Consider the following 22,523-nt stretch of genomic DNA (forward strand, 5'->3'; position numbering starts at 1 on the left):
CGTCACCGATGTTTCCGGCTCCCTGGTTGCCGTTTCCCTGATTGCCCGTGCCCGTGTTGCCGTCGCCGGAATTGTCGTTGCCGCGGTTGCCGCTGCCCACATTGTTGTTTCCGCGGTTGCCATCCCCGGCGTTGTCGCTGCCTTGGTTGCCGCTACCTAGGGCCAAGGGCGCGACGGCCGCGGCGTCCGCCGATCGGGCCAGCGAGTTACGGGGCGGTGCCCCGTCACCGACGCGCACTGCCGGCTGATTGAGGACGCCGTCACCATTCTGTCGCCGCGCCAAGCCCACCACCACCCACCCCAGCGGGGGTTCCGCCGGAGCGGGCCGGTTCGGCGTCTTTGGCCCCGACCCGCCCGTCTGCAGTGGCTGAAGGGACCTCTTCACTGTCGGGGCCGGGGCATCCGACGGCGGCGACTCCTCCGACGACGAAACCGCCGCCGAGTTCCCATTCGAACGGCGGGGGCCGACGGGCGTCGTGCGAACGGGCGTGGTGCCGACCCGATTCACGCGTGATTCCGAACCCTTTCGCGTCAACCCTGGCCCGGCCTTCGGGCCGGATGACGTCGCCGACGTCCCTGGGCGGGCATCAGCGCCCGAGGCGCCCTCCGACGAATCCGAACTGTTCGACGTCGACGGCTCCGCCCACGCCACCGCCGACCCAGCGGTCGCCACCGCGGCGCCCACTCCAAGTGCGACCGCGAGCGCCCCCACCCGACCGACGTACCTGGCTGCATCCATCACGCACTCCTCGCCGGCCAAGGGGCGGCCGCACGACAGCAAAGAATGCGACCCGGCTAACTCATAACACACGAAGATCGGTATCGGGCGAAATTTCGTGGAGACGCGAAGAAGAGAGGTCAGCTGGCCTTTGGAGATCCGGCCACGGTCGTACTGTGCCGCTGCAGCCGCAAACCGCACGGGTTGACCCGGCGACTTGCCGCTGTCACACCGCTGTCGGGCCTGGAACCGAGGCGAAACGCAATCCTCATCCGTCAACAAGGTCGACGGGCGCCCATGGATGCGCCGCCGAGCGCAAACCCGTCGAGATTGGAGTAGTCCACTACTCAAATCCGCGAGCCCCCGCCGACCTACCCTCCCTGAATTGGGAGAACGCGCCGGAGCGCTTATCCGTGCGGTGTGGGTGGACGACGGTGGCCACTCTCCCAAAGGGATGCCCGCGATCGAATTCCGTTGGCAGGGGGGAAGTATGGCGATTCATCGATGGCCCACCGTGGAGACCGGACCGCTCGGAAACAGGATGGCGAAGTTCCTGGAGTCCTATCCGAAGGCCGACGACATCTACATCACGAGCGGCAAGGACGGCAACCACGGTCGCAGCTCGCATCACTACGGCCTGTCATACAACAACTCACCGACCGCCGCCCTTGACATCGGGGCGGGCGGGGCCGGCGCCGGCTCGGTGAAGATGCGCGACTTCGCCAAATGGCTCTACGACAATTTCGCCGCGTTCACCGTCGAGCTCATCCACTCGACCCCCTTTGCCGACGATGACGGCTTCTACGTCAAGAACCAGGTCAAGTATCCCGGCGGCGGGCCCTACGGCGGACCGGGCTCGATCGGGCACTTCGACCACGTCCACTGGGCGACGTCGGAAGCGATGCTGACTGAGCTCGAGCACCGTGCGCGCCAGTCGGCGCCTGCGCGGGTGCACGCCGATGTGGTCAGTGTCAGCGCGCAGCCCATCGTGGCCAATACCGCACCGGTCTGGGGTTGGGACGCGTCGGACTATGACTGGGACCGCGGTCCCATGAATCTTGTTGCCGCCCAACGCGACGGCATCTCATTCTTCGTCCACAAATCCACCGAAGGCACCGACTGGCGAGCCAAGCACTACCAGGAGGCCCTGGAGAGGGCACGGGCCGCCGGAATTCCCGTACTGGGTAGCTATCACTTCCTGTGGCCGAACGACATCGAGTCGCAGGTGGACTTCTGGATGAAGACCGTCGACGCGAAGACGCCATGGTGGAAGGAAGTGCCCTGGATCTGGCAGATCGACGCCGAGAAATCGCCGAGGGCGCCCCGCACCGCGAATCCAGCTGAGATCCTGCGGACAGTCCACCTCGTCAAGCAGCGCCTGGCCGACAGCGGGAACGCTGGCTATGTCGTCGGATACACGCCGAAGTGGCTCTACGGCGACAGCCTGACGGGTGACTACGACATCTGGGCGAGCAACTACACCGGCTCGGGGGCAGCGCGTCCGTTCAAGGAGCAGTACCAGGGAGTGACCGACTTCCAAGCCGGCTGGAAGCCCGTGAGTGGGCGCAAACCACGCATTCTGCAGTTCGCCTCGGATGGACAGGTCGGAACGCAAGATACCTGCTGCGTAGACAAATTCGACGGTGCCCTCTTCGACCTGATCCGCCTATGCGGGCGCGCACCACAGGCGACCGGCGTCCTCCCTGCCGATGTGCGCATGTCGGGCACCAACGGATTCAACGGACACAAGTCCGCGCGACGGCAGCTCCGCGAGCAGTCCCAGCTTCGGCACGAAGTAACCGTCGCACCAACGGCTCTCGGGACACGCGACGATGTCACCGGCGAGGGATATGGCTTGTCGGGCGACGAAGATCTCTGCTTCTCGCTCCTGGAACGGCTCGCCATCACCTATGCCGATCGGCAGGCCGTTGCGTTGCTCAAGCAGGTGGTCCGTGCCGCCGAATTCCCGGGCCGGCGCGCTGACGCCGAACGGGCCGCCTCCATCTTGGACATGGTGTGCGCGCGAGCGGGAAATCGCAACTGACACATGTACAACCCTGACAAGCACAACCATGAGGAAGGACGGCCATGACAACTTCGAGAAGCACCACACGGCAAAGGACGGACCAGGCGGTCAACCTCACGGCGTCGAAGGAAGTGGAAACGGCCGGCTTGATCGACGGGATCGTCGCCGACCGAAGCCTTGACATCTCCGAGTTCACCGAGGAATACGTCTTCACCCCAGCCGATCTGGACTATCGCAGCTTCGGTGCGAACGCCTCGACGACTGCGGCTCGCGGGATCAACTTTCGCGACCTGAAGGACGAATACACCAATCTGTGGGCCGAAATGGCGATCCGGCGAAACAAGCTCTCCGAGGTGGATTCCATCGTCGACCGGATCGTGCGTCACAAGGAAAGCTACCGCGCCGTCGAACGGCTCACCAACGTTCCCTGGTATGCGATCGCCGTCATCCACAGTCTGGAGGCCGGCGGCGACTTCAACTGCCACCTGCACAACGGCGACCCGCTGAGCCGTCGGACGGTGCATGTACCGGCGGGGCGACCCGTCGCGGGCGATCCGCCCTTCAGCTGGGAGGACAGTGCCACCGACGCTCTGCAATTCGACGGGCTCACGACGGTCACCGATTGGTCGGTCGAACACCTTGCCTACCAGTTCGAGCAGTTCAACGGGTTCGGATACCGCCTCCATCACCCGCATGTGAAGTCGCCATATCTGTGGAGCTACAGCAACCTGTACACGAGCGGAAAGTACGTCGGTGACGGCCAGTGGTCGGAGACGGCGGTCAGCCGCCAATGTGGCGCGATGGTGCTGCTCAAACGGCTCCAGGAGAAGGGCGAAATCCGGCTCGACTACGCGCGATCCGACGCTACGGTGAACCACCGCACACTCGACACGATGGCAGAGGTCGAGCCCCAGTCGACCAACCCGATTGCCGACAGAGCCGACCGCAGCGCCGGTGTGGAGAAGGTGCTCCCCTTTGACCAGAGTGTGGCCGGACAGGACACGCGCTACTACTGCGGCCCGGCGTCATGCCAGATCGTGCTCAACTCTCGGGGAATCTTCATCGACGAGCACACGCTTGCACGCGAAATCGGCACCACCGAGAACGGCACTGATTTCGTCGGCATGATCGAACGGGTGCTGGACCGGCGCGTACCCGAAGCCAACTACACGTCGGTTCCCCTGCGCCGCGACCCGCCGACCCCCGACCAGCGAGAGCAGCTGTGGCGCGATCTGGTGCGCAGCATCGACGCCGGGTGGGGCGTGATCATGAACTGGTGGGCCCCGCCGAACAACTACCCGCGCGGCGTGAAGGGCACGATGTCGCCGAGCTATCACGGCGGCCTGGTCAAGCACTACGTCGCCGCCATGGGGTATGACAGCACACCGGGCGCACGGGCGGTGTGGATCGCCGACTCCGGGTTCTGGCCCCGCGTGTACTGGTGCAGCTTCGATCAGGTCGCCACACTGATCCCGCCGAAGGACTATGCGTACGCCAACGTCGGCGCATGAGCAATGGTCGATGACGGCCTGAGGCTCAGGCGATGTCGGCCTGGAAAATGGTGCAGCCACAGGGGCATTGCTGTTGCTCATAGTTCGCCGAGAACATCGGCTCCGCGATGGGCGCATTGGACGGCATCTCGTAGATCGGCTCCCGGTAGATCAACGGAACCGATGCAGCCACTGGCACATGGACGGACAGCGGATCACCGCAAACACACTGATACTTGTTCATTTGACGTCATCCCCCACAGGTCGATGTCCTGGTCTGTGCATCGCCGCGGCGTTGAGGATGCGAGTCTGGGGGCCACAAGCCCTACGCGTCCGAGGGTACGGGCGTGACAGGTCGAGTGCATTTCCGAGTTCGGCACATCACACGATGATCCCGTTTGTGACTTCTCGCGATTTGGGCACGAATCACGAGAAAAAGCAAGGGCGCCCGCGCGGGGCGCCCCTGATGTTCGAGTCGGACGGTCAGCGGCTCTGGTGCACCGTCGAATCCACCTGCGGGACGTTCACGCTCGGCTGCAGGACGTCGATCCAGGTGCGGTGATCCACACCGGCCGAGATCGTGGTCGACGACACGAGCGGCGACGCCTGGGCGACTGCGGGCGCGGCCAGACCCACGATGGCGGCCGTCAACGCGCTGGCTGCTGCGGCGGCGATTCCGAACTTCTTCATTTCCGGGCCTTCTTTCGGTGTCTGCGGACCGGGGATGTTGAGCTCGTCCGATCCGCTCTGACTGAGTAAACGCACTGGTCAGGGCAATAATTCCGGTGGCAGTAATTGAACGCCGACTGGCAGGAACCGCCCGCCGACGACACCGGTTTGCGTATCGGGAAGGCCATCGCGCACGACTACCGGCGCGGGGTGTGACATTCAGAGATCCCATTCAGAGATCCAGGGTGAGATCGGTGCACGGCACGGCCGTGCAGATGAGTACCGCTGCGGCTGGGGGCTCTTCAAGCGGCGGTGGACTGTAGGAGAACGTTCCGTCGACGACCTCGGTTTGGCAGGTGTGGCAAACGCCGCTGCGGCACGAATAGCGGGTCGGCACATCGCAGGCGTCGGCGAGATCCAGGATGGAGCGGTAGTCCGGCGACCAAGTGACGCTGAGCCCGCTGCGCGCAAACGTGATCCGCGGCCCGCCGCCTACCGGGCCGCCCGGAGGATGCGGCCGCGCCGTCGATCGGGCGCCGACCACGCCGGGGTTGACAGGGGGTAACCCACCGAACGATTCGGTGTGAATCAAATCGCCGTCGATGCCGACGGCGATCAGATCAGCCCGGATCGCCTCCATGAAATGAGCTGGACCGCAAAGGTATACGGCGGCATCCGTCGGCAGCCCGAGGGCGGCGATGGACCGGCGATCGGGGCGCCCGGCAGTGCCCGTGTAGACGACGTGCTGACGCGCGTGGGGCACCGACGCGAGCAGCGCCGAGACCTCCTCGGCGAAGGCCTGGGTCTGCTCACTGCGGGTCGTGTGCAGCCACCGGATTTCGCGCGGGCTGCTCGCCGCGGCCAGGGCATGGGCCATCGCCAGTACGGGCGTTATCCCGATCCCTGCCGACACCAGCACGACCGGGCGGTCCTCGTCGACCAGGACGAAGCTGCCCCGCGGCGCCGCGGACTCGATGACTGAACCGACCTCGAGATGGGTGTGCAGCCACCGACTGACCCGCCCGCCGTCCTCGCGTTTGACGCTGATCCGGTAGTGGCCTGCGGTCGGGGCGCCCGACAGTGAGTAGCTGCGCAATGGCGGCGGGTCGGCTGCGCCGGGCACCCTGATCGTCAGGTACTGACCGGGCAGCGGGATCGGCAGCGGGCCGTCGTCGCCGGGTCCGAGGCTGATCGACATCACCGCGGGGGTCTCCCGTTCGAGTGCGGTCACCGTGAGCGCGCGAAAACCGGTCCACGCGGAAGTCCTCGCCACGGCGACGTTTTCCTCCGCGACGAGGAGTTCGCGGAACGACTGCCGCCACCCCGGACTCAGCGCGGGGACGTCGACAACCCGGCGCATCCGGTCCATGTCGCGATTCGGCAGGTAGAGCAACGCGTCGGTGTCGGCCACACTGACCGCGTTGGCGCCCCGCCGAGTCCGGACGATGTCGTCGCCGGCGCGCACCAGGCCCTCGGTTATGACGCGGAAGTAGAACCCGGGACGGTGGTGGGCGACCAACAGCGACGACATCCGGGGCTCGCCGACACGCATCCCCACCCGGAAACACGTGACGCGCGGCTGCGTCACCTCGAACTCGGCCTCACCGATGCGGTACCGGTCGCCGATGCACACCTCGCTGTCGCTGAGGCCCTCGACGGTGAAGTTCTCCCCGAAGTGGCCTGCCCGCAAATCGGTGCGGCAAAGGACCTTTCGCCAATAATCATAGGATTCGGTCTGGTAGACCATGACGGCGCGATGCTCGCCACCGTGCCCGGCGAGGTCGCCCTGGCCGTCCCCGTCGATGTTGAGCCGCCGCACCATCACCGCTCCGTCCACCGGCGCCTTCCAGATGCCGGTGCGGACGGTCTTGTCGCGCCACGACACGTCCCTCGGCATGCCGACGTTCACCGAAACCAGCCTTGCCACCATGGTCTCCTCGCGTTCGATCCGATGGACGCGTCGCCGACGTGGCCTTCCGTCGCGCCGAAGACCACAAAAGGCGCAGTGCTCACCGACGGTTTGTCCGCCTTCAGCATGGACCGGGTCCGCGAAGTGGGGTCGGTCGGCGGTTCGGAACGAGGTCACAACTTCCTTCGCCGCTGATCGGTACCAACGGAACCACGCCCACCGCGTTGGCGCCGACGTTGTTGATCCGGCGCATCGCGGGCGGACCGGAGGATACAGTCAGCATGTCGCCGTCAGCCGGAGATCGGCTGGGAACGTGAGGTGCCGACTGACCGATGCCGAAGGCGACGACCGATGTCCGACGCCACCTGCGATTACGTGTCGTCGTTGGCGAACACGGGCCACAGGTCAGCCCACGAAGGGAACCCTGGAACAATGACCCGAGCGCCGGGCGTGCTGGTTTTCGACGTGAACGAAACGCTGATCGACATCGAGTCCATGGCGCCGCTGTTCGAGGAGATCTTCGGCGACCCGCACGCGTTGCGCAGGTGGTTCGGCCAGCTCGTCATGTATTCCATGACCACGGCACTATCGGCGTGCTACGTCGACTTCTTCAGCCTCGGGCAGGCGATGCTGCGGATGATGGCCGACATCGACGGCCGCCAGGTCGGCGACGCCGAACTCGACCGCATCGAGCGGGGCATGCTCACGATGCCCGCCCACCCTGACGTCGCCGACGGGCTGGGCGCTTTGCTGGACGACGGCTTTCGGCTCGTCACGCTGACGAACTCGCCACCCAACCCCGACGGTCCCAGCCCGCTCGAGCACGCCGGACTCGGCGACTACTTCGAGCGGAAGTTCAGCGTCGACGCATGCCGCACATTCAAACCCGACCCGGCCGTGTACCGCTACGTGTGCCGGGAACTCGACGTGGAACCCGCGGACTGCATGATGGTGGCTGCCCACGTGTGGGACACGATCGGTGCGCAGGCGGTGGGCTATTCCGGTGCGCTGATCACGCGTCCCGGCAACGTGCCGATACCCTTGGCCGGGCTGCCGCAGCCGTCGCTGGTCGCGAGCGATATCCGGGAATTCGCGGTGCGCCTGCGCGAGCTGTGAGCCGCCGGTGTGCAGCAAACTGCGGCGCGTGAAACCCACAGTGCGCCTACCTAATTCACAGTCAGGCTAATGCGATCGCCCGCTGGGTTGACTATGGTGGTTGGCGGGACGGGAAATGCTGGGGTGTGAAGCGCAAGAACCCGGAGGTGGGACGTGAAACCCTCGAAACTGCTCAAGAAGGCCGCCATCGGCCTCATCGCGGCGGGGTTGCCGGTGGGCGCGGCGTTCACCCTCGCGGCACCGGCCTCGGCTGGTCCGGATGTCTGCGCCGCGGGACCGTGGGGGTACGCCTACGCGTGCATCGACACGCCCGGCTGGGTTGACTACTGGTACGACGGCCCGAAGGGTCCTCCGCCCTGGGCGCGGGGTCACGGTCCGCACGGCCCGCACGGTCGCTAGACCCCGCGCGTATCGATCACCCGCTGCGCAATGTCGACCAACCTCGTGTTGCTCTCCTGCGACAGCGCGCGCAGCATCTCGAAGGCCTGCACGTCGTCGACGCCGAAGCGCTCCATGATGATGCCCTTGGCCTGACCGATCCGATCCCGGGTGGACAGCGCCGACTCCAGCTGCTGCCCTTCGGACGCGGCGAGGATGGCGGCGGCGGCGTGCGCTGCCAGCACGACGCCAACGGTTTCGGCCTCGCCGTCCCAGACGTCGGCCTGGAAGCCGAACAGGTTGAGTGCGCCCGCGGTGCGCTCGGCGGTGTACAGCTTGAACGACATGGCGCTGAGCACCCCGAGCTCGACGACCGCTGCCGAATACCGCGGCCAGCGTGATTCGGCGCGGAAGTCGTTGCTCCGCACCACCAATTCATCCAACGCGGCGTCGACGCACGGGCCCTCGCCGAATTCCATCTGCAGTCGATCGAGGAGACGGGGCAGGTCCGAGGTGCCGGCGTGGGTCTCGAACCTTCCGCCCTTGCCGATCAGCAGGACTCCGGCGGTATCCACTCCCGCGATGACGTCGGCGGCCGCCTTCGTGACGCCGGCCAGGACGTCGTCGAGGCTGCGCGGCGCGGCAACGGTACGCACCAACTCGGCCATCCGCACGGCGAGATCGTGGCTCTCCGAAGGCGTCATACAGACAGAGTTCCCCATTCGGCTGATCGGCACACCGAACCGTGTTTGTGTTGGCCTGGTGCTGGTAATGCTGCTCAGAGGTAGTCGCGGTGGTCGACCAGGCGCGCCTGCTCAGGTCTCGTCGGTTCAGACCAGCAGCCGGCGGGGCCGCCCCTGGGCCCGGCGTGGCGGGTCGGGCCTCGTGATGTCCGGCAGTGGCCCGTCGGCGACCTGTCCGGGCCGGACGAGCGTTCGAGCACGACGACCTCGGCGCCCCCGCGCACCAGCCGGTCGGCCACGGTGAGGCCCGCGATGCCTGCGCCGCGGACTACGACTTTCATCGATCCTTATCGCCCCTGTCGCCCCTGTCGACGTTCACGTTTCGGGACGGAACGCGGGCGCCACGAGGTCAGCGACCGCGACCCAGCCTGAAGCGCAGGTTGGCCCGAACGGCGGGCCATTCGATATCGAGGATCGAGTACACGACGGTGTCGCGACGCGACCCGTCGGGCAGAAGCTGGTGGCTACGCAGCACCCCGTCGAGTTTCGCACCGAGCCGTTCGATGGCAGTCCGGCTGGTGAAATTGAAGAAGTGCGTGCGGAATTCCACTGCCACACAACCCAACTCATCAAACGCATGGCCGAGCATCAACAGCTTGGCTTCGGTATTGACGCCCGTGCGGCGCACCGACTCGGCATACCAGGTGTGGCCGATCTCCAGCCGCCGATTCTTCCCGTCGACGTTCAGGTAGCTCGAGGAACCCACCACCGTCCCGTCCAGCCTCCGCACCACGAACGTCACACCGCCGTCGTTCGCCCGCAGGACCGACATGCGGTCGACCCATTCCCCCGCGGTCCGTGGCGCCGGCGCGCTGGTGAACCACAGCGTCCCGACATCCCCGACGGCAGCAGCCGCGATCTCCGGAACGTGCTCTCGGGTCACGGGTTCCAGCCGCACCCAGTCCTGTCCGGTGAGTACGACCGGCCGCACGAAGGGTGTCACACTGATCCGGCTGCGGTGAACGCCACCACCGTCGCCCAGGTCGAGCACAGCACCGCGGCGGCGGCCACACCCAGCCCGACGTAGAGGCCGTAGGCCGCCGCGACGGGCGGCGCCACATTGAGCCGGTAGTAGAACACCGTCAACACCACCAGCAGCACCGAAATCGCCACGGCCGCAATCGCAGCAAGCCGTGGATACAGGCCGCGGGCCGCCATCGCGCCCGCCACGACCAGCGTGGACGCCAGCAACACGATCAGCTGGCCCGCGCCGAAGCGTGGGGGCAACTGCAGGTTTCCCACGGTTCCGCCGATCGCGCTGGCCCGGCCACCGCCGTCGGCGCTTGTGGTGAGCCACGGGAGCCAGGCACTGACCATCAGCACAGCGGCGAAAAGCGCCACCAGCCAACCGGGGCGCACGCGCAGCATGCGACGAGCCTATCGTGCGCGGCCGATGATCACCCTTAGTCTGGAGCCGACCTCGACAAAGGCGGTACCCGCAATGACCGACCTCCCCGACTGGGCGCGCACGCTGAACCTGTCCCCCCACCCCGAGGGGGGCTGGTACCGGGAAACTTGGCGAAGCGAGTTGACGATCGGTCAATCGGTGCTGCCGCCCGACTACACGGGCGCACGTAGCGCGGGCACCGCGATTCTGTTCCTGCTCATGCCCGGCCAGCAGTCGGCCTGGCATACCGTGCGCAGCGCCGAGCTCTGGCTGCACCATCGCGGCAGCCCGCTGCTGCTCGAGACCGGACACGAACAGCACGGCGCCACAACGTATCTGCTCGGCAGCGACTTCGCTGACGGGCAGCACCCACAGCTGGTGGTCGCGCCGGGTCACTGGCAGCGGGCGCGCCCCCGCGACGACGAGCCCGCGCTGGTCAGCTGCGTCGTCGTACCCGGGTTCGACTTCGCGGACTTCGCGCTGGCCGGACCTAGCGACTGAGCAACTCCACCGCGGCCGCAACCAGATCCGCGTTGCCCGCGGGGCTCGAGCCGTCCGGCAGCAATACGGTGTCCTCGAGGCCGATGCGGGTCTGAACACCCCGCACGCCCGCGTGTTCGAGCAGCGGCCAACAGCTTTCGTCAAGACCGTGCAGCAGCACCGGTGCCGGTGATCCGGCGGCCATCACCTGGCTGAGCAGCTCGTCGGCGGTGGCGACGTCGCCGTCGCCCTGGAGTTCGATCATCACGCGCATGCAGTGCTTGGCGATCTCGGAGCCGGCCCACGACGCCGCGGCCTCGGCGTGGAAGATGCCGACCTCCACGCCGAGCCCCTTGCTCAACAGCAGGCCGGCGAGTTCCTCGGAGCCGGGTTCGTGCCAGTTGACCGACGCGAAGTCGGGCAGCACAGTCCAGGCGTCCACCGCCTTGAGGCGCTTCTCGGCGTCCGGCAGAGCCCAGTAGCCGGTCGTCACCCCCAGCGGCAGCCCGGGCGCGGCGTGCCGCACCGCCGACACCGCCGCGGCGACGACATCGGGCTGCAGGGAGTCCACGCCGTCGGGGGTCTTGGGATGCATGTGCACCGCCTTGGCGCCCGCCTCGTGCGCAGCGACGGCCTCGGCCGCGAGCTGATCGGGGCTCACCGGCAGGTTCGGGTGCTGGTCGGGCGTCCGTGCGCCGTTGATACAGGCCTTCACATAGATCTTTGGACTCGTGGGCATGTCCCTATCTTCACCCGTCGCTTACCAGATTTGCGCAGTAACGTTCGTCAGAATGGACGGACATACGATCGTCTGCGGCTCGGACGCGCTAGCGCAGCGCATCTGCGAGGAGCTTCGCGGGGCGGGCACCGTCGTGGTTGTTCTCGACGATCCGCACGCACTTCACGGCGCCGGGATCGCCACCGCGCGAGCCGTCGTATGCGCGGCCGACGATGACGCCGTCAACCTCGAAGTCGCCTTGCTGGCAAGGCAACTGAGCTCGTCTGTCCGGGTCGTCGCACGGCTCGCCAACGGCGTGTTGCGCGAGGCCGTCGCGCTCGGCAACGGCCCGGGGGCGGTGCTCGACGTGGCCGACCTCGCGGCGCCCTCAGTGGTCGAGGACTGCCTGGACCGCACTACCCACACCATCATGGCCGCGGGAACCCAGTTCATCGTCTCCGGGGCCACCGCACCGCGCGACGCGACGCTGCGCGAGATCCACGGCGACCTCGCTCCCGTGGCGGTGATCCGCGGGGATCAGTCGCAGGAGCCCGGCGAGGTGGTGGCCTGCCCCGGTCGTGACTTCCGGGTGCAGGTAGGCGATTGGACGGCGATGATCGGCACGGCGGACCAGCTGGCGCGCGAGGGCATCGCCGTCCCGGATCCGCTGGCAGGCATCCGCCTGACCAGACCGGCCTGGCGGCGCTTTCTGGACACCGTGCGCGTGTTGCGCGACGACATCAACCCCATGTTCTATCGGGCGCTGGCGGTCTCGCTCACCCTGCTCGCCGGCTCGACGCTGCTGCTGCGGTTCGCCTACCGGCGCCCCGGCATGGGATGGATCGACGCGCTGTACTTCAGCACCGAGACCATCGCCACCGTCGGCTACGGCGACTTCAGCTTCGCCGACCAGCCGACCTGGTTGCGGCTGTGGGGCATCGCGTTGATGTTCGCCGGTGTCACCACCACCGCGATCCTCGTCGCCTTCGTCGCCGACGTGCTGCTGTCCCGTCGGCTCGCATACTCGGCCGGGCGCCGCCGCGTGCAGCACCTGCGCAACCACGTCGTCGTCGTCGGACTGGGATCCTTCGGCAACCGGGTCATCGGCGATCTCACCGAAGCCGGCCATGACGTCGCGGTCATCGAACGCGACGTGGACAACCGGTACCTGTCCACCGCGGCGCAGCTCGACGTGCCGGTGATCTTCGGCGATGCGACGCTGCGCCGCACACTCGAGTCGGCCAGGGTGGAGCGGGCCCGCGCGGTGGCCGTGCTGACGGAGAACGACATGGTCAACGTAGAGACGGGAATCGTGTTGCGGGAGATGCTCGGACCCCGGACCCGCCACGCCCCGATCGTGCTGCGCGTGTACGACCGCGCGCTGGGTGCCGCGGTGGCACACCGGTTTGGCTTCGACCACGTGCGCTCGACCGTCGAGCTGGCGGCACCGTGGTTCATCGGTGCTGCGATGGGCCTGCAGGTACTCGGCACGTTCTCGGTGGGTCAACGCTCGTTCATGGTCGGGGGTGTCGACGTCGAGCCGGGTAGTGAACTCGACGGCATCCGGATGGCCGACCTGTCGACCCAGACTCGCGTCATCGCCATCACCCGGCCCAACACCGAAACCCGGCTGCATCCACGCCGCGACGCGCGCATCACCGCCGGCGACACCGGATACCTCGTCGGGCCCTACCGGGAGCTGCTGGCCACGCTGCGCAAGGGCCAGGCCGCCCCGCGACCCGGCCTCAGTACGTCAGCGAACAGAGGTTGAACCCGGGCCCGGTCGGGTCGGCGACCGCCGCCACACCTGAAACTCATCGGCGTCTACATCGGGGCTAGCGTTGGGCCGTGCACATCGTGATCGCCGGAGGGCACGGCAAGATCGCCCTGATCCTGGAACGCCTGCTGACTGCCAGGGGCGATTCCGTCGCCGGACTGGTCCGGAAACCCGAGTACGGCGCCGACCTGGAAGCTGCAGGCGCGGAGGCCATCCTGCTCGACTTGGAGCATGCGGCGGTCGACCAAGTGGCGGAGCATCTGACCGGGGCCGACGCGGTCGTCTTCGCGGCCGGGGCGGGTCCGGGCAGCGGCGCGGCGCGCAAGATCACCGTCGACCACGATGCGGCGGTGCTGCTCGCCGACGCCGCGGAACAGGCGGGCGTACGGAGGTATCTGATGGTCTCGTCGATGGGCGCTGACGCCGAAGCGCCCGATGACGTCGGCGACCCGGTCTTCGTGGCGTATCTGCGCGCAAAGGGCGCTGCGGACGACAACATCCGCGCCCGCGATGGGCTGGATTGGACGATCGTGCGGCCCGGCCAACTCACCGACGACGCGGGCACGGGCCTCGTGACGATCGCCGGGTCGACCGGGCGGGGGGCCATTCCCCGTGCCGACGTCGCCGCCGTCCTGGCCGTGGTGCTCGACACACCGGACACCGTCGGCCGCACGTTCGAGGTGATCTCGGGTGACACACCGATCGCCGACTCGGTGTGACCTCACCGAACGCCCGCTACGCCGAAAGTACGGAAGTTGTACGCGTTTCGCGAGTGAGCCCGCCAACAACCGTACATTCGGCGGTAGAGAGGTCAGGGCGCCGGGGCGAAGACGGACTTGAACCGCTCCAGCGACTCCCTGATATCGCTGCGCAAGGCACCCGCGACGATCATCCCGATCGGACCGAACAGCGCGGGCCCGCCGAGATGTACATCCATGGTGACCTTCGACCCGCCCGACCCGTCGGGGCCGTCGAGCCCGTCGGGGCCGAGAGGCGCGACCTTGCCGATCAGCTTGACCTTTACCCCGCCCTTGCCCTCACCGTTAAGCGTCATCGACTGCGGCGGCTTGTAGTGCACGATCGTCCAGTGGATCCGGTTGGGCATGCCCTTGACCTCGACGATCGAATCGACGACGGCGCCCTTCTCCAACGGGTCGGGCAGCGCGGAGCGCCACACCCGGTGGATCGTCAGCCACTCCTTGTAGCGCGACAGGTCGGAGGCACACTCCCATGCCGCCTCCGGCGGCAGCGGAACGTCGACGGAGACTGACAGTTTGGCCATCCGTCAGGACTGCGGCGGCGGGTTGAGCTTGTCGACGGCCTGCTTCGCGGCGTCCTGCACCTTGTCCACCGTGTCGGCGTACTTGTGCTGTGTCTTCTCGTCGACGAGGTCACCGGCCTTGTCGATCGCGGCGTCGACCTTGTCGGCGTTCTGGCTCAGCAGATCCTTGGCCTTGTCGAGAAATCCCATGAGCGCCAGCCTATCTATCTATTCGGAGTCAGCGTGATTCTGCCCGGTCGACGGCTCCCGCCACAAGCGTCGGCGCTCCCCCAGAACCCGGCCCTGGACCCACCACAGCACCTCGATCGCCACGGCCCCGGCAAGGCCGACGCCGAGGGCTAACGACGTGGTCGCCGTGTCGGTGGGATCCAGCATGAACAGCCGCTGCGCGGCGGGCATGCTGAGGATCACCACATACGCCAGGCCGGACGTCACCACCAGCGCGACCCGCCACCACTGATACGGACGGGCCACCACCGCCAGCACCCACACCGCAGTCACCAGCAAGGTGATCAGGGCGGCCGTCGACGCCTGGGTCTGCTGCACCGGGGTGGCCGACCGGCCCTGGTAGGCCGCCAGGTACGAGACGAACGTGGCGACGCCGACGACCAGGCCCGATGGCAGCGCCTGAGTCATCACGCGGCGCACGAAACCCGGATGGGCCCGCTCGTTATTGGGCGCCAGCGACAGGATGAAGGCCGGGATTCCGATGGTGAACCACGCCGCGATGGTGACGTGGATCGGCTGGAACGGGTACAACAGCGGATCGGCGCCGAACAGCTTGGACGCCAAGCCCGCCAGGCCGACGAGCATCGCCAGCAGCACCGAATACACGGTCTTGGTGAGGAACAGGTTGGAGACGCGTTCGATGTTGCCGATCACCCTGCGACCCTCACCGACGACGTAGGGCAGCGTCGCGAACTTGTTGTCCAGCAACACGATCTGGGCCACCGCCCGGGATGCCGAGCTGCCCGATCCCATCGCCACCCCGATGTCGGCGTCCTTGAGGGCAAGCACGTCGTTGACCCCGTCGCCGGTCATCGCCACGGTGTGACCGCGAGACTGCAGGGCGTGCACCATGGCCCGCTTCTGGTCGGGGCGGACACGGCCGAAGGTGGTGTACTCCTCCAGGGAGTCGGCCAGCTTGTCCGGCTCCGTCGGCAGCTTGCGGGCATCCATCGTCTCGCCGCTGAGCCCCAGCGTGCTCGCGACGGCCCCGACCGACACCGCGTTGTCCCCGGAGATCACCTTGATCGAAACATGTTGTGAAGCAAAGTAGTCCAGCGTTTCCCTGGCGTCGGGGCGGATCCGCTGCTCGAGCACGACCAGCGCCGCCGGGGTGACGGTTCCCGGCGCATCTGCGGCTTCGACGGATCGGTCGCTGGAGCCGAGCAGCAGCACCCGAAGGCCGTGTGAACCGATCCGCTCGGCTTCCTCCGCGACGGGTGAGGCCGGGTCGAGCAGGACGTCGGGAGCACCGATCACCCAGTTGCCGTGCTCACCGAACGACGATCCGCTCCACTTGGTGGCCGACTTGAACGGCGCCGTCGCCGTGGGGGTCCAGCCCGGCGGGTTGCTGTACACCTCGGCGATGGCCTGCATGCTGGCGTTGGGCCGTTCGTCGTCGGCGGCGAGCTGCGCCAGCACGTCCTCGACGAGCCCGGCGGCATGGCGGTCCCTGACGTCCGCGACGTCGCCGAGGTCCTTGAGATCCGAGACCTGCATACCGTTCTCGGTCAGCGTTCCGGTCTTGTCAGCACACACCACGTTGACACGGGCCAGGCCCTCGATGGCGGGTAACTCGTTGACCAGACACTGGCGCCGCCCCAGCCGGACCACCCCGACGGCGAACGCGATCGAGGTCATCAGCACCAGGCCCTCGGGCACCATGGGCACCAGCGCCCCGACCATGCGCAGCACCGATTCTCGCCAGCCGGCGTCGGTGGTGAACAGCTGGGTGTAGATGATGAGCAGCCCGGCGGGCCACAGCAGGTAGGTGATGAACCGCAGGATCTTGTTGATCCCGCTGCGCAGTTCGGATTTCACCAGCGTGAACTTGCTGGCCTCCTCGGCGAGCTTGTGGGCGTAGGCCTCCCGGCCGACCTTGGTGGCGCGATAGGCGCCACTGCCCGCCACCACGAAGCTTCCCGACATCACCTTGTCGCCTGCGTCTTTGGCGATCGGGTCGGCCTCGCCGGTGAGCAGCGATTCGTCGACCTCGAGGCTGGCCTCCTCGAGGATGTCGCCGTCGACGACGATCTGATCGCCCGGCCCGAGTTCGATGACGTCGTCGAGCACGACTTCGTTGGGCGCCAAGGGCTTGCACGCCGGCCCGGACGGGGTGAGCCTGCGCACCATCGGTTTGGCCTGGCCGACGATGGCCAGTTTGTCCAGCGTGTGCTTGGCACGCAGCTCCTGGATGATGCCGATCGCGCTGTTGGCGATGATCAGCAGGCCGAACGCGCCGTTGATGATCGAGCCGGTGGACAACACGATGACGAACAGCACACCGAGGATGGCGTTGATGCGGGTGAAGACGTTGGCCCGCACGATATCCGAGACGCTGCGGGCGGCGCGGCTCGGGACGTCGTTGGTCTTACCGTCGGCGACGCGCTGGGCCACCTCGGCGTCGCTGAGTCCCGTGGTCACTGAGGTGGTCATCGTGCGCTCCTGAGGAATGTGCCCATCCCATCGTCGTCGAAGAACTCCAGCGTCAGCTTGTCGCCGTCGAAGGATGCCTTCGAAACCGTTCCAGGGGGCGCGTTTTCGGTGACGAACGTGAAGGTGTAGATGTTTCCGTCCCAGTGTGTCAGCGGGTAGGTGTCGCGCGGGCCGAGCGCGAGGGTGAGCGCGCCGTCGCGTTCGGTGATCCGGGCGGGCCCCCAGTAGGGATTGTCATAGGTGCCGGCCAGGTCGGCCGGCGGTGCGGACGGTGCGGGATCGGCGGGTGGCGTCTTGCCGACCAGCTCACCCTCCGGTTCGTCCATGTCCGCGTAGGCGCCGCGGTAGAGCTCGTACCAGTTCTCCCGCACCTCGCCAAATTGCACGAGGTCGGCGAACTCGGCGGTCAGTGCTTCCGGCACCCCGGACGGGGTGGCGTTGGTCAGCGCCACGATGGCGACGTCGGCGGAGGGCAGGATGACGTAGTTGGTTCCCGAACCCAGCTCGAAAGCGCCTGAATGGCTCAGCTCCATCCGGGCGCCTGACGTCGTGTTGACCCCGAATCCGAAGCCGTAGAAGCCCGATCGCATCGCCGGCTCGGTCGCCCGGCTCGACACGGCCTGAGGGGTCACCGCGGGCAGCAATGCCTTGGCGTCGACGATCTGCCTGCCCTCGTAGCTGCCGTCGGCCAGCACCATCGCGAGCCAGCGGGCCATGTCGTCGACCGTCGAACTCACCCCGCCCGCCGGTGACTGGGCTTGCGGGTCACGGACGTAGAGCGGCTCGTACTTGCCGTCGACGTGGATGTGGCCCAGCGCGCGATCGGGCCTGGCGGTGAAATCCTCGATGCGCGAGCTGGTGTCGGCCATCCCGAGTGGCTGGTAGAGCACCTGCTCGGACAGGTCCTCCCACGGGACACCGGCGCTGACGGCCACCGCCTCGGCACCCGCGGTGAAGCCGAAGTTGGTGTAGGCGTAGGAGATCCGGAACGGGTCAAGGGGCACCATCCGCAGCTTCTCCAGGATCGCGCGCCGGTCGTAGCCCAGATCCTCAAGCCGGTCACCGGCGTGATCGGGCAGACCGGAGCGGTGCGAGAGCATGTCGCCGACGGTCACCATCGGCGTCACCGCGGTGTCGGACAGCGCGAACCACGGCAACTTCGACACGACCGGCGTGGACCAGTCCACCGCGCCCACCCCGACCTGATGGGCCACCACCGTCGACGCCAGTGATTTGGACAGCGACGCCAGCTGGAACACCGTGCCGGGGTCGATCCGATTCTCCTCGGTATCACCGATTCTGGCGTCCTTGACCCCGAAACCCTTTGCGTAGACGGTTTTTCCGCCGTGTACCACCGCGACGGCCATACCGGGTATGCCCGATTTGGTCATCAGCTCCTCGGCGAGGCCGTCGAGCCTGGCGACGGCATCGTCGACCGCGTTGTCGGGCAGGTCCATCGCGGGAACCAGCGGCGGCGGAACGTCGGAACCCGTCGGTGCCGCCGAGGGTTGCGAATCCGGCTCCGACCGGTCGCGCTGCCCGGCGGCGCACCCGGTCGCCACCAGCAGGACGGCCGCGCAAACGGCCAGGACTCGGGGCATCGTCACAGCCAGCAACGGTAGCCGGTTACCGCTGCCACCACCGCTGGATCACCGACGCCGTGTCGCGGTCGACCCGTTCGCCGGGCCGGGGCACGACAACCCGCACACCGGCGGTCTCCGCCGCGGCGATCAGCCGCTCCGCCGGCTCCGACCACGGATGCGGGGCCAGCCGGAACGTCGCCCAGTGGATCGGCACCAGCAGGCCGTCGTCGGCGACGTCGCGGTGGGCGCGCACGGCCTCCTCGGGGTTCATGTGGATGTCGGGCCAGGCCCGGTGATAGGCGCCGATCGGCATCAGCGTGACGTCGAACGGCCCGTGATCCACCCCGATCTCGGTGAAGCTCTTCGTGTAGCCGGTGTCGCCGCCGAAGAACGCACGGTGGCGGGGGCCTGCGATCACCCACGACGCCCACAGCGTGGTGTTGCGGGTGAACAGCCGCCCGGAGAAATGCCTGGCCGGAGTGCAGGTCAGAGTGAGCTCGCCGATCCGCTTGCTCTCGTACCAGTCCAACTCGACGATGCGGTCCTCGCTGATGCCCCACCTGCGCAGGTGGGCACCGATACCGAGCGGGACCACGAAGGGCGCGCGCTGGCTGCGGGCCAGTCCGACGATCGTGTCGACGTCGAGGTGGTCGTAGTGATCATGGCTGACCAGCACCGCGTCGACGGCGGGCAGCCCGTCCAGCGGCACCGGGACCTCGTGCAGGCGCTGCGGGCCGACCACCCGCGACGGTGAGCAGCGCCGACTCCACACGGGGTCGGTCAGCACCCGGTAGCCGTCGACCTCGACCAGCGCGGTGGCATGCCCATACCAGCTGACGGCCAGATCGGCGGCGGGCGCCTCGGGCGGCGCGGGCGGTGCGATCGGGATCGGGATGCCCGGCCGACCGTTTCCGCGGAATCCGATCAGCTCGCGGATCAGCATCCGCCGCTCTTCACGGTTGAGGGTGATCGGCGAGGCGGGATCGACGTTGACGAACACCCCGTCGCGGTAGTGCGGCGAGCGGCCGGCCACCGAGCGGATCGCCGCAGGTGTCGCGCCGACGGCGGCGGGGGTTCCGCTCAGTGCCCGCAGCACCCATCCACCGCCCAGCGCCGACGCGGTCCCCAGCCCGAACCGAAGCGCAGTGCGCAGCATGCTCACGCCCCCCGGAACCTGGGCGATCGCTTCTCCACCCTGGCCACCTGCGCCTCGACGACGTCGTGGCTGCCCCACGCCCGGTCGAACAGCTCCTTGTGCTCGGGACGCTGATCCTCGTAGGCGCCGTCGTCGTTGAGCACCCGCTTGGCGTGCTGCAGCGCCAGCGGGGCCAGCCCGGCGATCTCCGCGGCCCAGGCCTGCGCATCGGCCAGCGTGCCGATGCGATTGGCCATCCCGGTCTGCAGCGCGACCTGCGCGGTCAACTTCTCCGCGGTCAGCATCATCGACCGCGCCCTGCCGTATCCGGCCAGCGACGACAATCGGCGGATGCTCCAGTTGTCCAGCGCCAAACCATATTTCGCCACCGGGAACTGGAAGAACGCGTCGGGGGCCACCACCCGCAGATCGCAGACCATCGCCAGCTGCAGCCCGGCGCCGATGGCCGGCCCGTTGATCGCCCCGACCACCGGCATCGGCGCCTGGTCGATGGCCTTGTGCAGCGCGATCAGGCGGCTGGGATAGTCGGCCGCGAACGCATCGCCGGAGAGATCCGCCCCGGCGCAGAACACAGTCCCCTGTCCCGTGATCACCACGGCACGGACATCGTCGGAGCTGGCCAACTCGACGGCTTCCCGAAGGCCCTCGACCAGCTCGGTGTTGAGTGCATTGCGCCGCTCGGGACGCCGCAACTCCAGCGTCGTCACGGCGCCGTCACGGGTGACACCAATCATGAACCCAACCTAATGAAGCTCCGAGCGGAAGTCCTGCGCGGCGCCTTGCCACCACGAAACTGCATTTCAGCAGGCCCCTACCCGCACGTTCGCTGCCGAAACGCAATTTCGCGACGCTAGCCTCAGTCGTGTGAGCCGAACCGGTGCCCTGCAGCTTCGCGACGCGGTGCTGGACGAGGGGTCCTTCCGCAGTTGGGACCGGCCGCCGCTGCCGGTGGCCGCCGATGACGCGTATCGCAGGGAACTGGCGGAGGCGGCGGCCAGGAGCGGGCTCGACGAATCCGTGCTGACCGGCGAGGGCACCGTGTACGGCCGGCGCGTCGCGCTGGTGGCCTGCGAATTCGACTTCCTGGCCGGGTCGATCGGGGTGGCCGCGGCCGAGCGCATCACCGCCGCGGTGGAGCGCGCCACCGCTGAGCGCCTGCCGCTGCTGGCGTCGCCGAGTTCGGGTGGCACCCGGATGCAGGAGGGGACGGTGGCATTCCTGCAGATGGTCAAGATCGCCGCCGCCGTTGAGCTGCACAAGCGCGCGCACCTGCCCTACCTGGTCTATCTGCGTCACCCGACCACCGGCGGGGTGTTCGCGTCATGGGGTTCCCTCGGGCACGTCACCGTTGCCGAACCGGGGGCGCTGATCGGTTTCCTGGGGCCGCGCGTGTATGAGCACCTCTACGGCGAACCCTTCCCTTCGGGGGTGCAGACCGCCGAGAACCTGCGCACACACGGTGTGATCGACGCCGTCGTCGCACTCGACGCGCTGCGGCCCGCCTTGGACCGCGCCCTGACGGTGATGTTCGGTCAGCCCGGCGACCCGCCGCCCGCGCCGCTCGACGAACCGCTGCCCGACGTTCCCGCGTGGCAGTCGGTGGCGGCGTCGCGGCGGCCTGACCGCCCCGGCGTGGACTTCCTGTTGCGGCACGGCGCGACGGAGTCGGTCCTACTGTCGGGCACGGGCCGGGGCGAGTCTGGGACGACGCTGCTGGCGCTGGCCCGGTTCGGCGGGCAGCCGGCCGTGGTGCTCGGCCAGCAACGGGTGATCGGAGGACTGGTGGGGCCCGCGGCCCTGCGGGAGGTCCGCCGCGGGATGGCGCTGGCCGCCGGGCTGCGGCTGCCGCTGGTGCTCGTCATCGACACCGCAGGCCCGGCCCTGTCGACGGAAGCCGAACAGGGCGGGCTGGCCGGCGAGATAGCGCGGTGCCTGGCGGAGCTGGTGACGCTGGATACGCCGACGGTGTCGGTGCTGCTGGGCCAGGGCAGCGGTGGCCCCGCACTGGCGATGGTGCCCGCCGACCGGGTGCTGGCCGCACTGCACGGCTGGCTCGCGCCGCTGCCACCCGAGGGCGCCAGCGCGATCGTCTACCGCGATGTCGAGCACGCCCCGCAGCTGGCCGCCGCGCAGGGGGTGCGGTCGGCGGATCTGCTGCGGAACGGCATCGTCGACGCGATCGTGGCCGAACACCCCGACGCCGCCGACGAGCCGCTGGCCTTTACCGAGCGGCTGACGGCGGCCATCGCCAACGAGCTGCACCGGCTGCGCTCGGTGCCCAGCGAGCGTCGCCTCGGCATCCGGCTCGACCGCTACCGGCGCATCGGGGTGGGCTGACCGCGGATCCTGCGCTGAAGTCCAGCGAAATAGCGCTCAGGGCTGTGGAATCACCGATTTCGCGACCCTGGGCGCTATCTCGCGGTGACGGCG

23 protein-coding genes are annotated in these 22,523 nt (G+C 68.0%); 8 read left to right on the forward strand and 15 right to left on the reverse strand.

Annotation, left to right across the window (positions count from 1 at the left end):
• Positions 1-295: pentapeptide repeat-containing protein (locus ADBZ6K_RS18420; protein ID WP_526349287.1), on the reverse strand; the 295-nt coding region annotated here is incomplete at its 3' end.
• A 964-nt stretch (positions 296-1,259) separates the two neighbouring features.
• Here ADBZ6K_RS18420 and ADBZ6K_RS18425 point away from each other — a divergent pair.
• Both ADBZ6K_RS18425 and ADBZ6K_RS18430 read left to right on the forward strand, forming a co-directional pair.
• On the forward strand, positions 1,260-2,762 hold the full coding sequence (locus ADBZ6K_RS18425; RefSeq protein ID WP_526349289.1) for a GH25 family lysozyme: 1,503 nt from the start codon (positions 1,260-1,262) through the stop codon (positions 2,760-2,762).
• A 44-nt stretch (positions 2,763-2,806) separates the two neighbouring features.
• On the forward strand, positions 2,807-4,255 hold the full coding sequence (locus ADBZ6K_RS18430; RefSeq protein WP_526349291.1) for a C39 family peptidase: 1,449 nt from the start codon (positions 2,807-2,809) through the stop codon (positions 4,253-4,255).
• A gap of 25 nt (positions 4,256-4,280) precedes the next feature.
• Here the strand turns inward: ADBZ6K_RS18430 and ADBZ6K_RS18435 are convergent, their stop codons facing one another.
• From ADBZ6K_RS18435 to ADBZ6K_RS18445, 3 genes are all read right to left on the reverse strand, one after another.
• A complete protein-coding gene (locus ADBZ6K_RS18435) occupies positions 4,281-4,478 on the reverse strand; it encodes a hypothetical protein (RefSeq protein WP_526349293.1) in 198 nt (65 codons plus the stop codon).
• A 239-nt stretch (positions 4,479-4,717) separates the two neighbouring features.
• Complete coding sequence (locus ADBZ6K_RS18440; protein WP_526349295.1) at positions 4,718-4,924, reverse strand: hypothetical protein; 207 nt, start codon at positions 4,922-4,924, stop codon at positions 4,718-4,720.
• 211 nt (positions 4,925-5,135) lie between these two features.
• Positions 5,136-6,830 (reverse strand): MOSC domain-containing protein, encoded by a 1,695-nt coding sequence (locus ADBZ6K_RS18445; RefSeq protein ID WP_526349297.1) that lies wholly within the window; start codon positions 6,828-6,830, stop codon positions 5,136-5,138.
• Positions 6,831-7,244: 414 nt separating this feature from the next.
• Here ADBZ6K_RS18445 and ADBZ6K_RS18450 point away from each other — a divergent pair, with 414 nt between their 5' ends.
• The gene (locus ADBZ6K_RS18450) at positions 7,245-7,928 is read left to right on the forward strand and encodes a haloacid dehalogenase type II (protein ID WP_526349299.1); all 684 of its coding nucleotides are present in this window, start codon (positions 7,245-7,247) and stop codon (positions 7,926-7,928) included.
• 153 nt (positions 7,929-8,081) lie between these two features.
• Complete coding sequence (locus tag ADBZ6K_RS18455; RefSeq protein WP_526349301.1) at positions 8,082-8,327, forward strand: hypothetical protein; 246 nt, start codon at positions 8,082-8,084, stop codon at positions 8,325-8,327.
• Here ADBZ6K_RS18455 and ADBZ6K_RS18460 read toward each other — a convergent pair.
• From ADBZ6K_RS18460 to ADBZ6K_RS18475, 4 genes are all read right to left on the reverse strand, one after another.
• On the reverse strand, positions 8,324-9,010 hold the full coding sequence (locus tag ADBZ6K_RS18460) for an ANTAR domain-containing protein (RefSeq protein ID WP_526349303.1): 687 nt from the start codon (positions 9,008-9,010) through the stop codon (positions 8,324-8,326). The genes ADBZ6K_RS18455 and ADBZ6K_RS18460 overlap by 4 nt on opposite strands.
• A gap of 74 nt (positions 9,011-9,084) precedes the next feature.
• Complete coding sequence (locus ADBZ6K_RS18465) at positions 9,085-9,330, reverse strand: NAD(P)-binding protein (RefSeq protein ID WP_526349305.1); 246 nt, start codon at positions 9,328-9,330, stop codon at positions 9,085-9,087.
• A 68-nt stretch (positions 9,331-9,398) separates the two neighbouring features.
• Complete coding sequence (locus ADBZ6K_RS18470) at positions 9,399-9,992, reverse strand: GNAT family N-acetyltransferase (protein WP_526349307.1); 594 nt, start codon at positions 9,990-9,992, stop codon at positions 9,399-9,401.
• Positions 9,989-10,417, reverse strand: coding sequence for a hypothetical protein (locus ADBZ6K_RS18475; protein ID WP_526349309.1), 429 nt, complete (start codon positions 10,415-10,417; stop codon positions 9,989-9,991). The genes ADBZ6K_RS18470 and ADBZ6K_RS18475 overlap by 4 nt, the downstream gene beginning before the upstream one ends.
• 73 nt (positions 10,418-10,490) lie before the next feature.
• Between ADBZ6K_RS18475 and ADBZ6K_RS18480 the strand changes: the two genes are divergently transcribed.
• Entirely contained in the window at positions 10,491-10,937 is a 447-nt protein-coding gene (locus ADBZ6K_RS18480; RefSeq protein WP_526349311.1) for a cupin domain-containing protein, read from the forward strand.
• On the opposite strand, the gene ADBZ6K_RS18485 is transcribed toward ADBZ6K_RS18480, so the two are convergent.
• Positions 10,927-11,655: a 3-keto-5-aminohexanoate cleavage protein gene (locus tag ADBZ6K_RS18485; RefSeq protein ID WP_526349313.1), complete on the reverse strand. Its 729-nt coding sequence runs from the start codon at positions 11,653-11,655 to the stop codon at positions 10,927-10,929. The genes ADBZ6K_RS18480 and ADBZ6K_RS18485 overlap by 11 nt on opposite strands.
• Before the next feature lie 52 nt (positions 11,656-11,707).
• Here ADBZ6K_RS18485 and ADBZ6K_RS18490 point away from each other — a divergent pair, with 52 nt between their 5' ends.
• Both ADBZ6K_RS18490 and ADBZ6K_RS18495 read left to right on the forward strand, forming a co-directional pair.
• Complete coding sequence (locus ADBZ6K_RS18490) at positions 11,708-13,405, forward strand: NAD-binding protein (RefSeq protein WP_526349315.1); 1,698 nt, start codon at positions 11,708-11,710, stop codon at positions 13,403-13,405.
• A 77-nt stretch (positions 13,406-13,482) separates the two neighbouring features.
• Positions 13,483-14,130 (forward strand): NAD(P)H-binding protein, encoded by a 648-nt coding sequence (locus ADBZ6K_RS18495; protein ID WP_526349317.1) that lies wholly within the window; start codon positions 13,483-13,485, stop codon positions 14,128-14,130.
• A gap of 92 nt (positions 14,131-14,222) precedes the next feature.
• Here ADBZ6K_RS18495 and ADBZ6K_RS18500 read toward each other — a convergent pair whose 3' ends face one another.
• The 6 genes from ADBZ6K_RS18500 to ADBZ6K_RS18525 are packed head-to-tail and all read right to left on the reverse strand — an operon-like array spanning position 14,223 to position 20,827.
• Positions 14,223-14,693 carry a type II toxin-antitoxin system Rv0910 family toxin gene (locus tag ADBZ6K_RS18500; RefSeq protein WP_526349319.1) on the reverse strand — a complete coding sequence of 157 codons (471 nt, stop codon included), beginning with the start codon at positions 14,691-14,693 and terminating at the stop codon, positions 14,223-14,225.
• A gap of 3 nt (positions 14,694-14,696) precedes the next feature.
• The gene (locus tag ADBZ6K_RS18505) at positions 14,697-14,882 is read right to left on the reverse strand and encodes an Rv0909 family putative TA system antitoxin (RefSeq protein WP_526349321.1); all 186 of its coding nucleotides are present in this window, start codon (positions 14,880-14,882) and stop codon (positions 14,697-14,699) included.
• A gap of 18 nt (positions 14,883-14,900) precedes the next feature.
• Positions 14,901-17,354, reverse strand: coding sequence for a cation-translocating P-type ATPase (locus ADBZ6K_RS18510; protein ID WP_526349323.1), 2,454 nt, complete (start codon positions 17,352-17,354; stop codon positions 14,901-14,903).
• On the reverse strand, positions 17,351-18,955 hold the full coding sequence (locus ADBZ6K_RS18515; protein WP_526349482.1) for a serine hydrolase domain-containing protein: 1,605 nt from the start codon (positions 18,953-18,955) through the stop codon (positions 17,351-17,353). The genes ADBZ6K_RS18510 and ADBZ6K_RS18515 overlap by 4 nt, the downstream gene beginning before the upstream one ends.
• Before the next feature lie 25 nt (positions 18,956-18,980).
• Positions 18,981-20,093 (reverse strand): MBL fold metallo-hydrolase, encoded by a 1,113-nt coding sequence (locus ADBZ6K_RS18520; RefSeq protein WP_526349484.1) that lies wholly within the window; start codon positions 20,091-20,093, stop codon positions 18,981-18,983.
• 2 nt (positions 20,094-20,095) lie between these two features.
• Positions 20,096-20,827, reverse strand: coding sequence for an enoyl-CoA hydratase (locus ADBZ6K_RS18525; RefSeq protein WP_526349325.1), 732 nt, complete (start codon positions 20,825-20,827; stop codon positions 20,096-20,098).
• Between the two features lie 130 nt (positions 20,828-20,957).
• Between ADBZ6K_RS18525 and ADBZ6K_RS18530 the strand changes: the two genes are divergently transcribed.
• Positions 20,958-22,430 (forward strand): carboxyl transferase domain-containing protein, encoded by a 1,473-nt coding sequence (locus tag ADBZ6K_RS18530; RefSeq protein ID WP_526349327.1) that lies wholly within the window; start codon positions 20,958-20,960, stop codon positions 22,428-22,430.
• Positions 22,431-22,523 lie beyond the last annotated feature (93 nt).

Origin of the sequence: Mycobacterium sp. (assembly GCF_044223235.1) — a bacterium.
Classification (GTDB): domain Bacteria; phylum Actinomycetota; class Actinomycetes; order Mycobacteriales; family Mycobacteriaceae; genus Mycobacterium.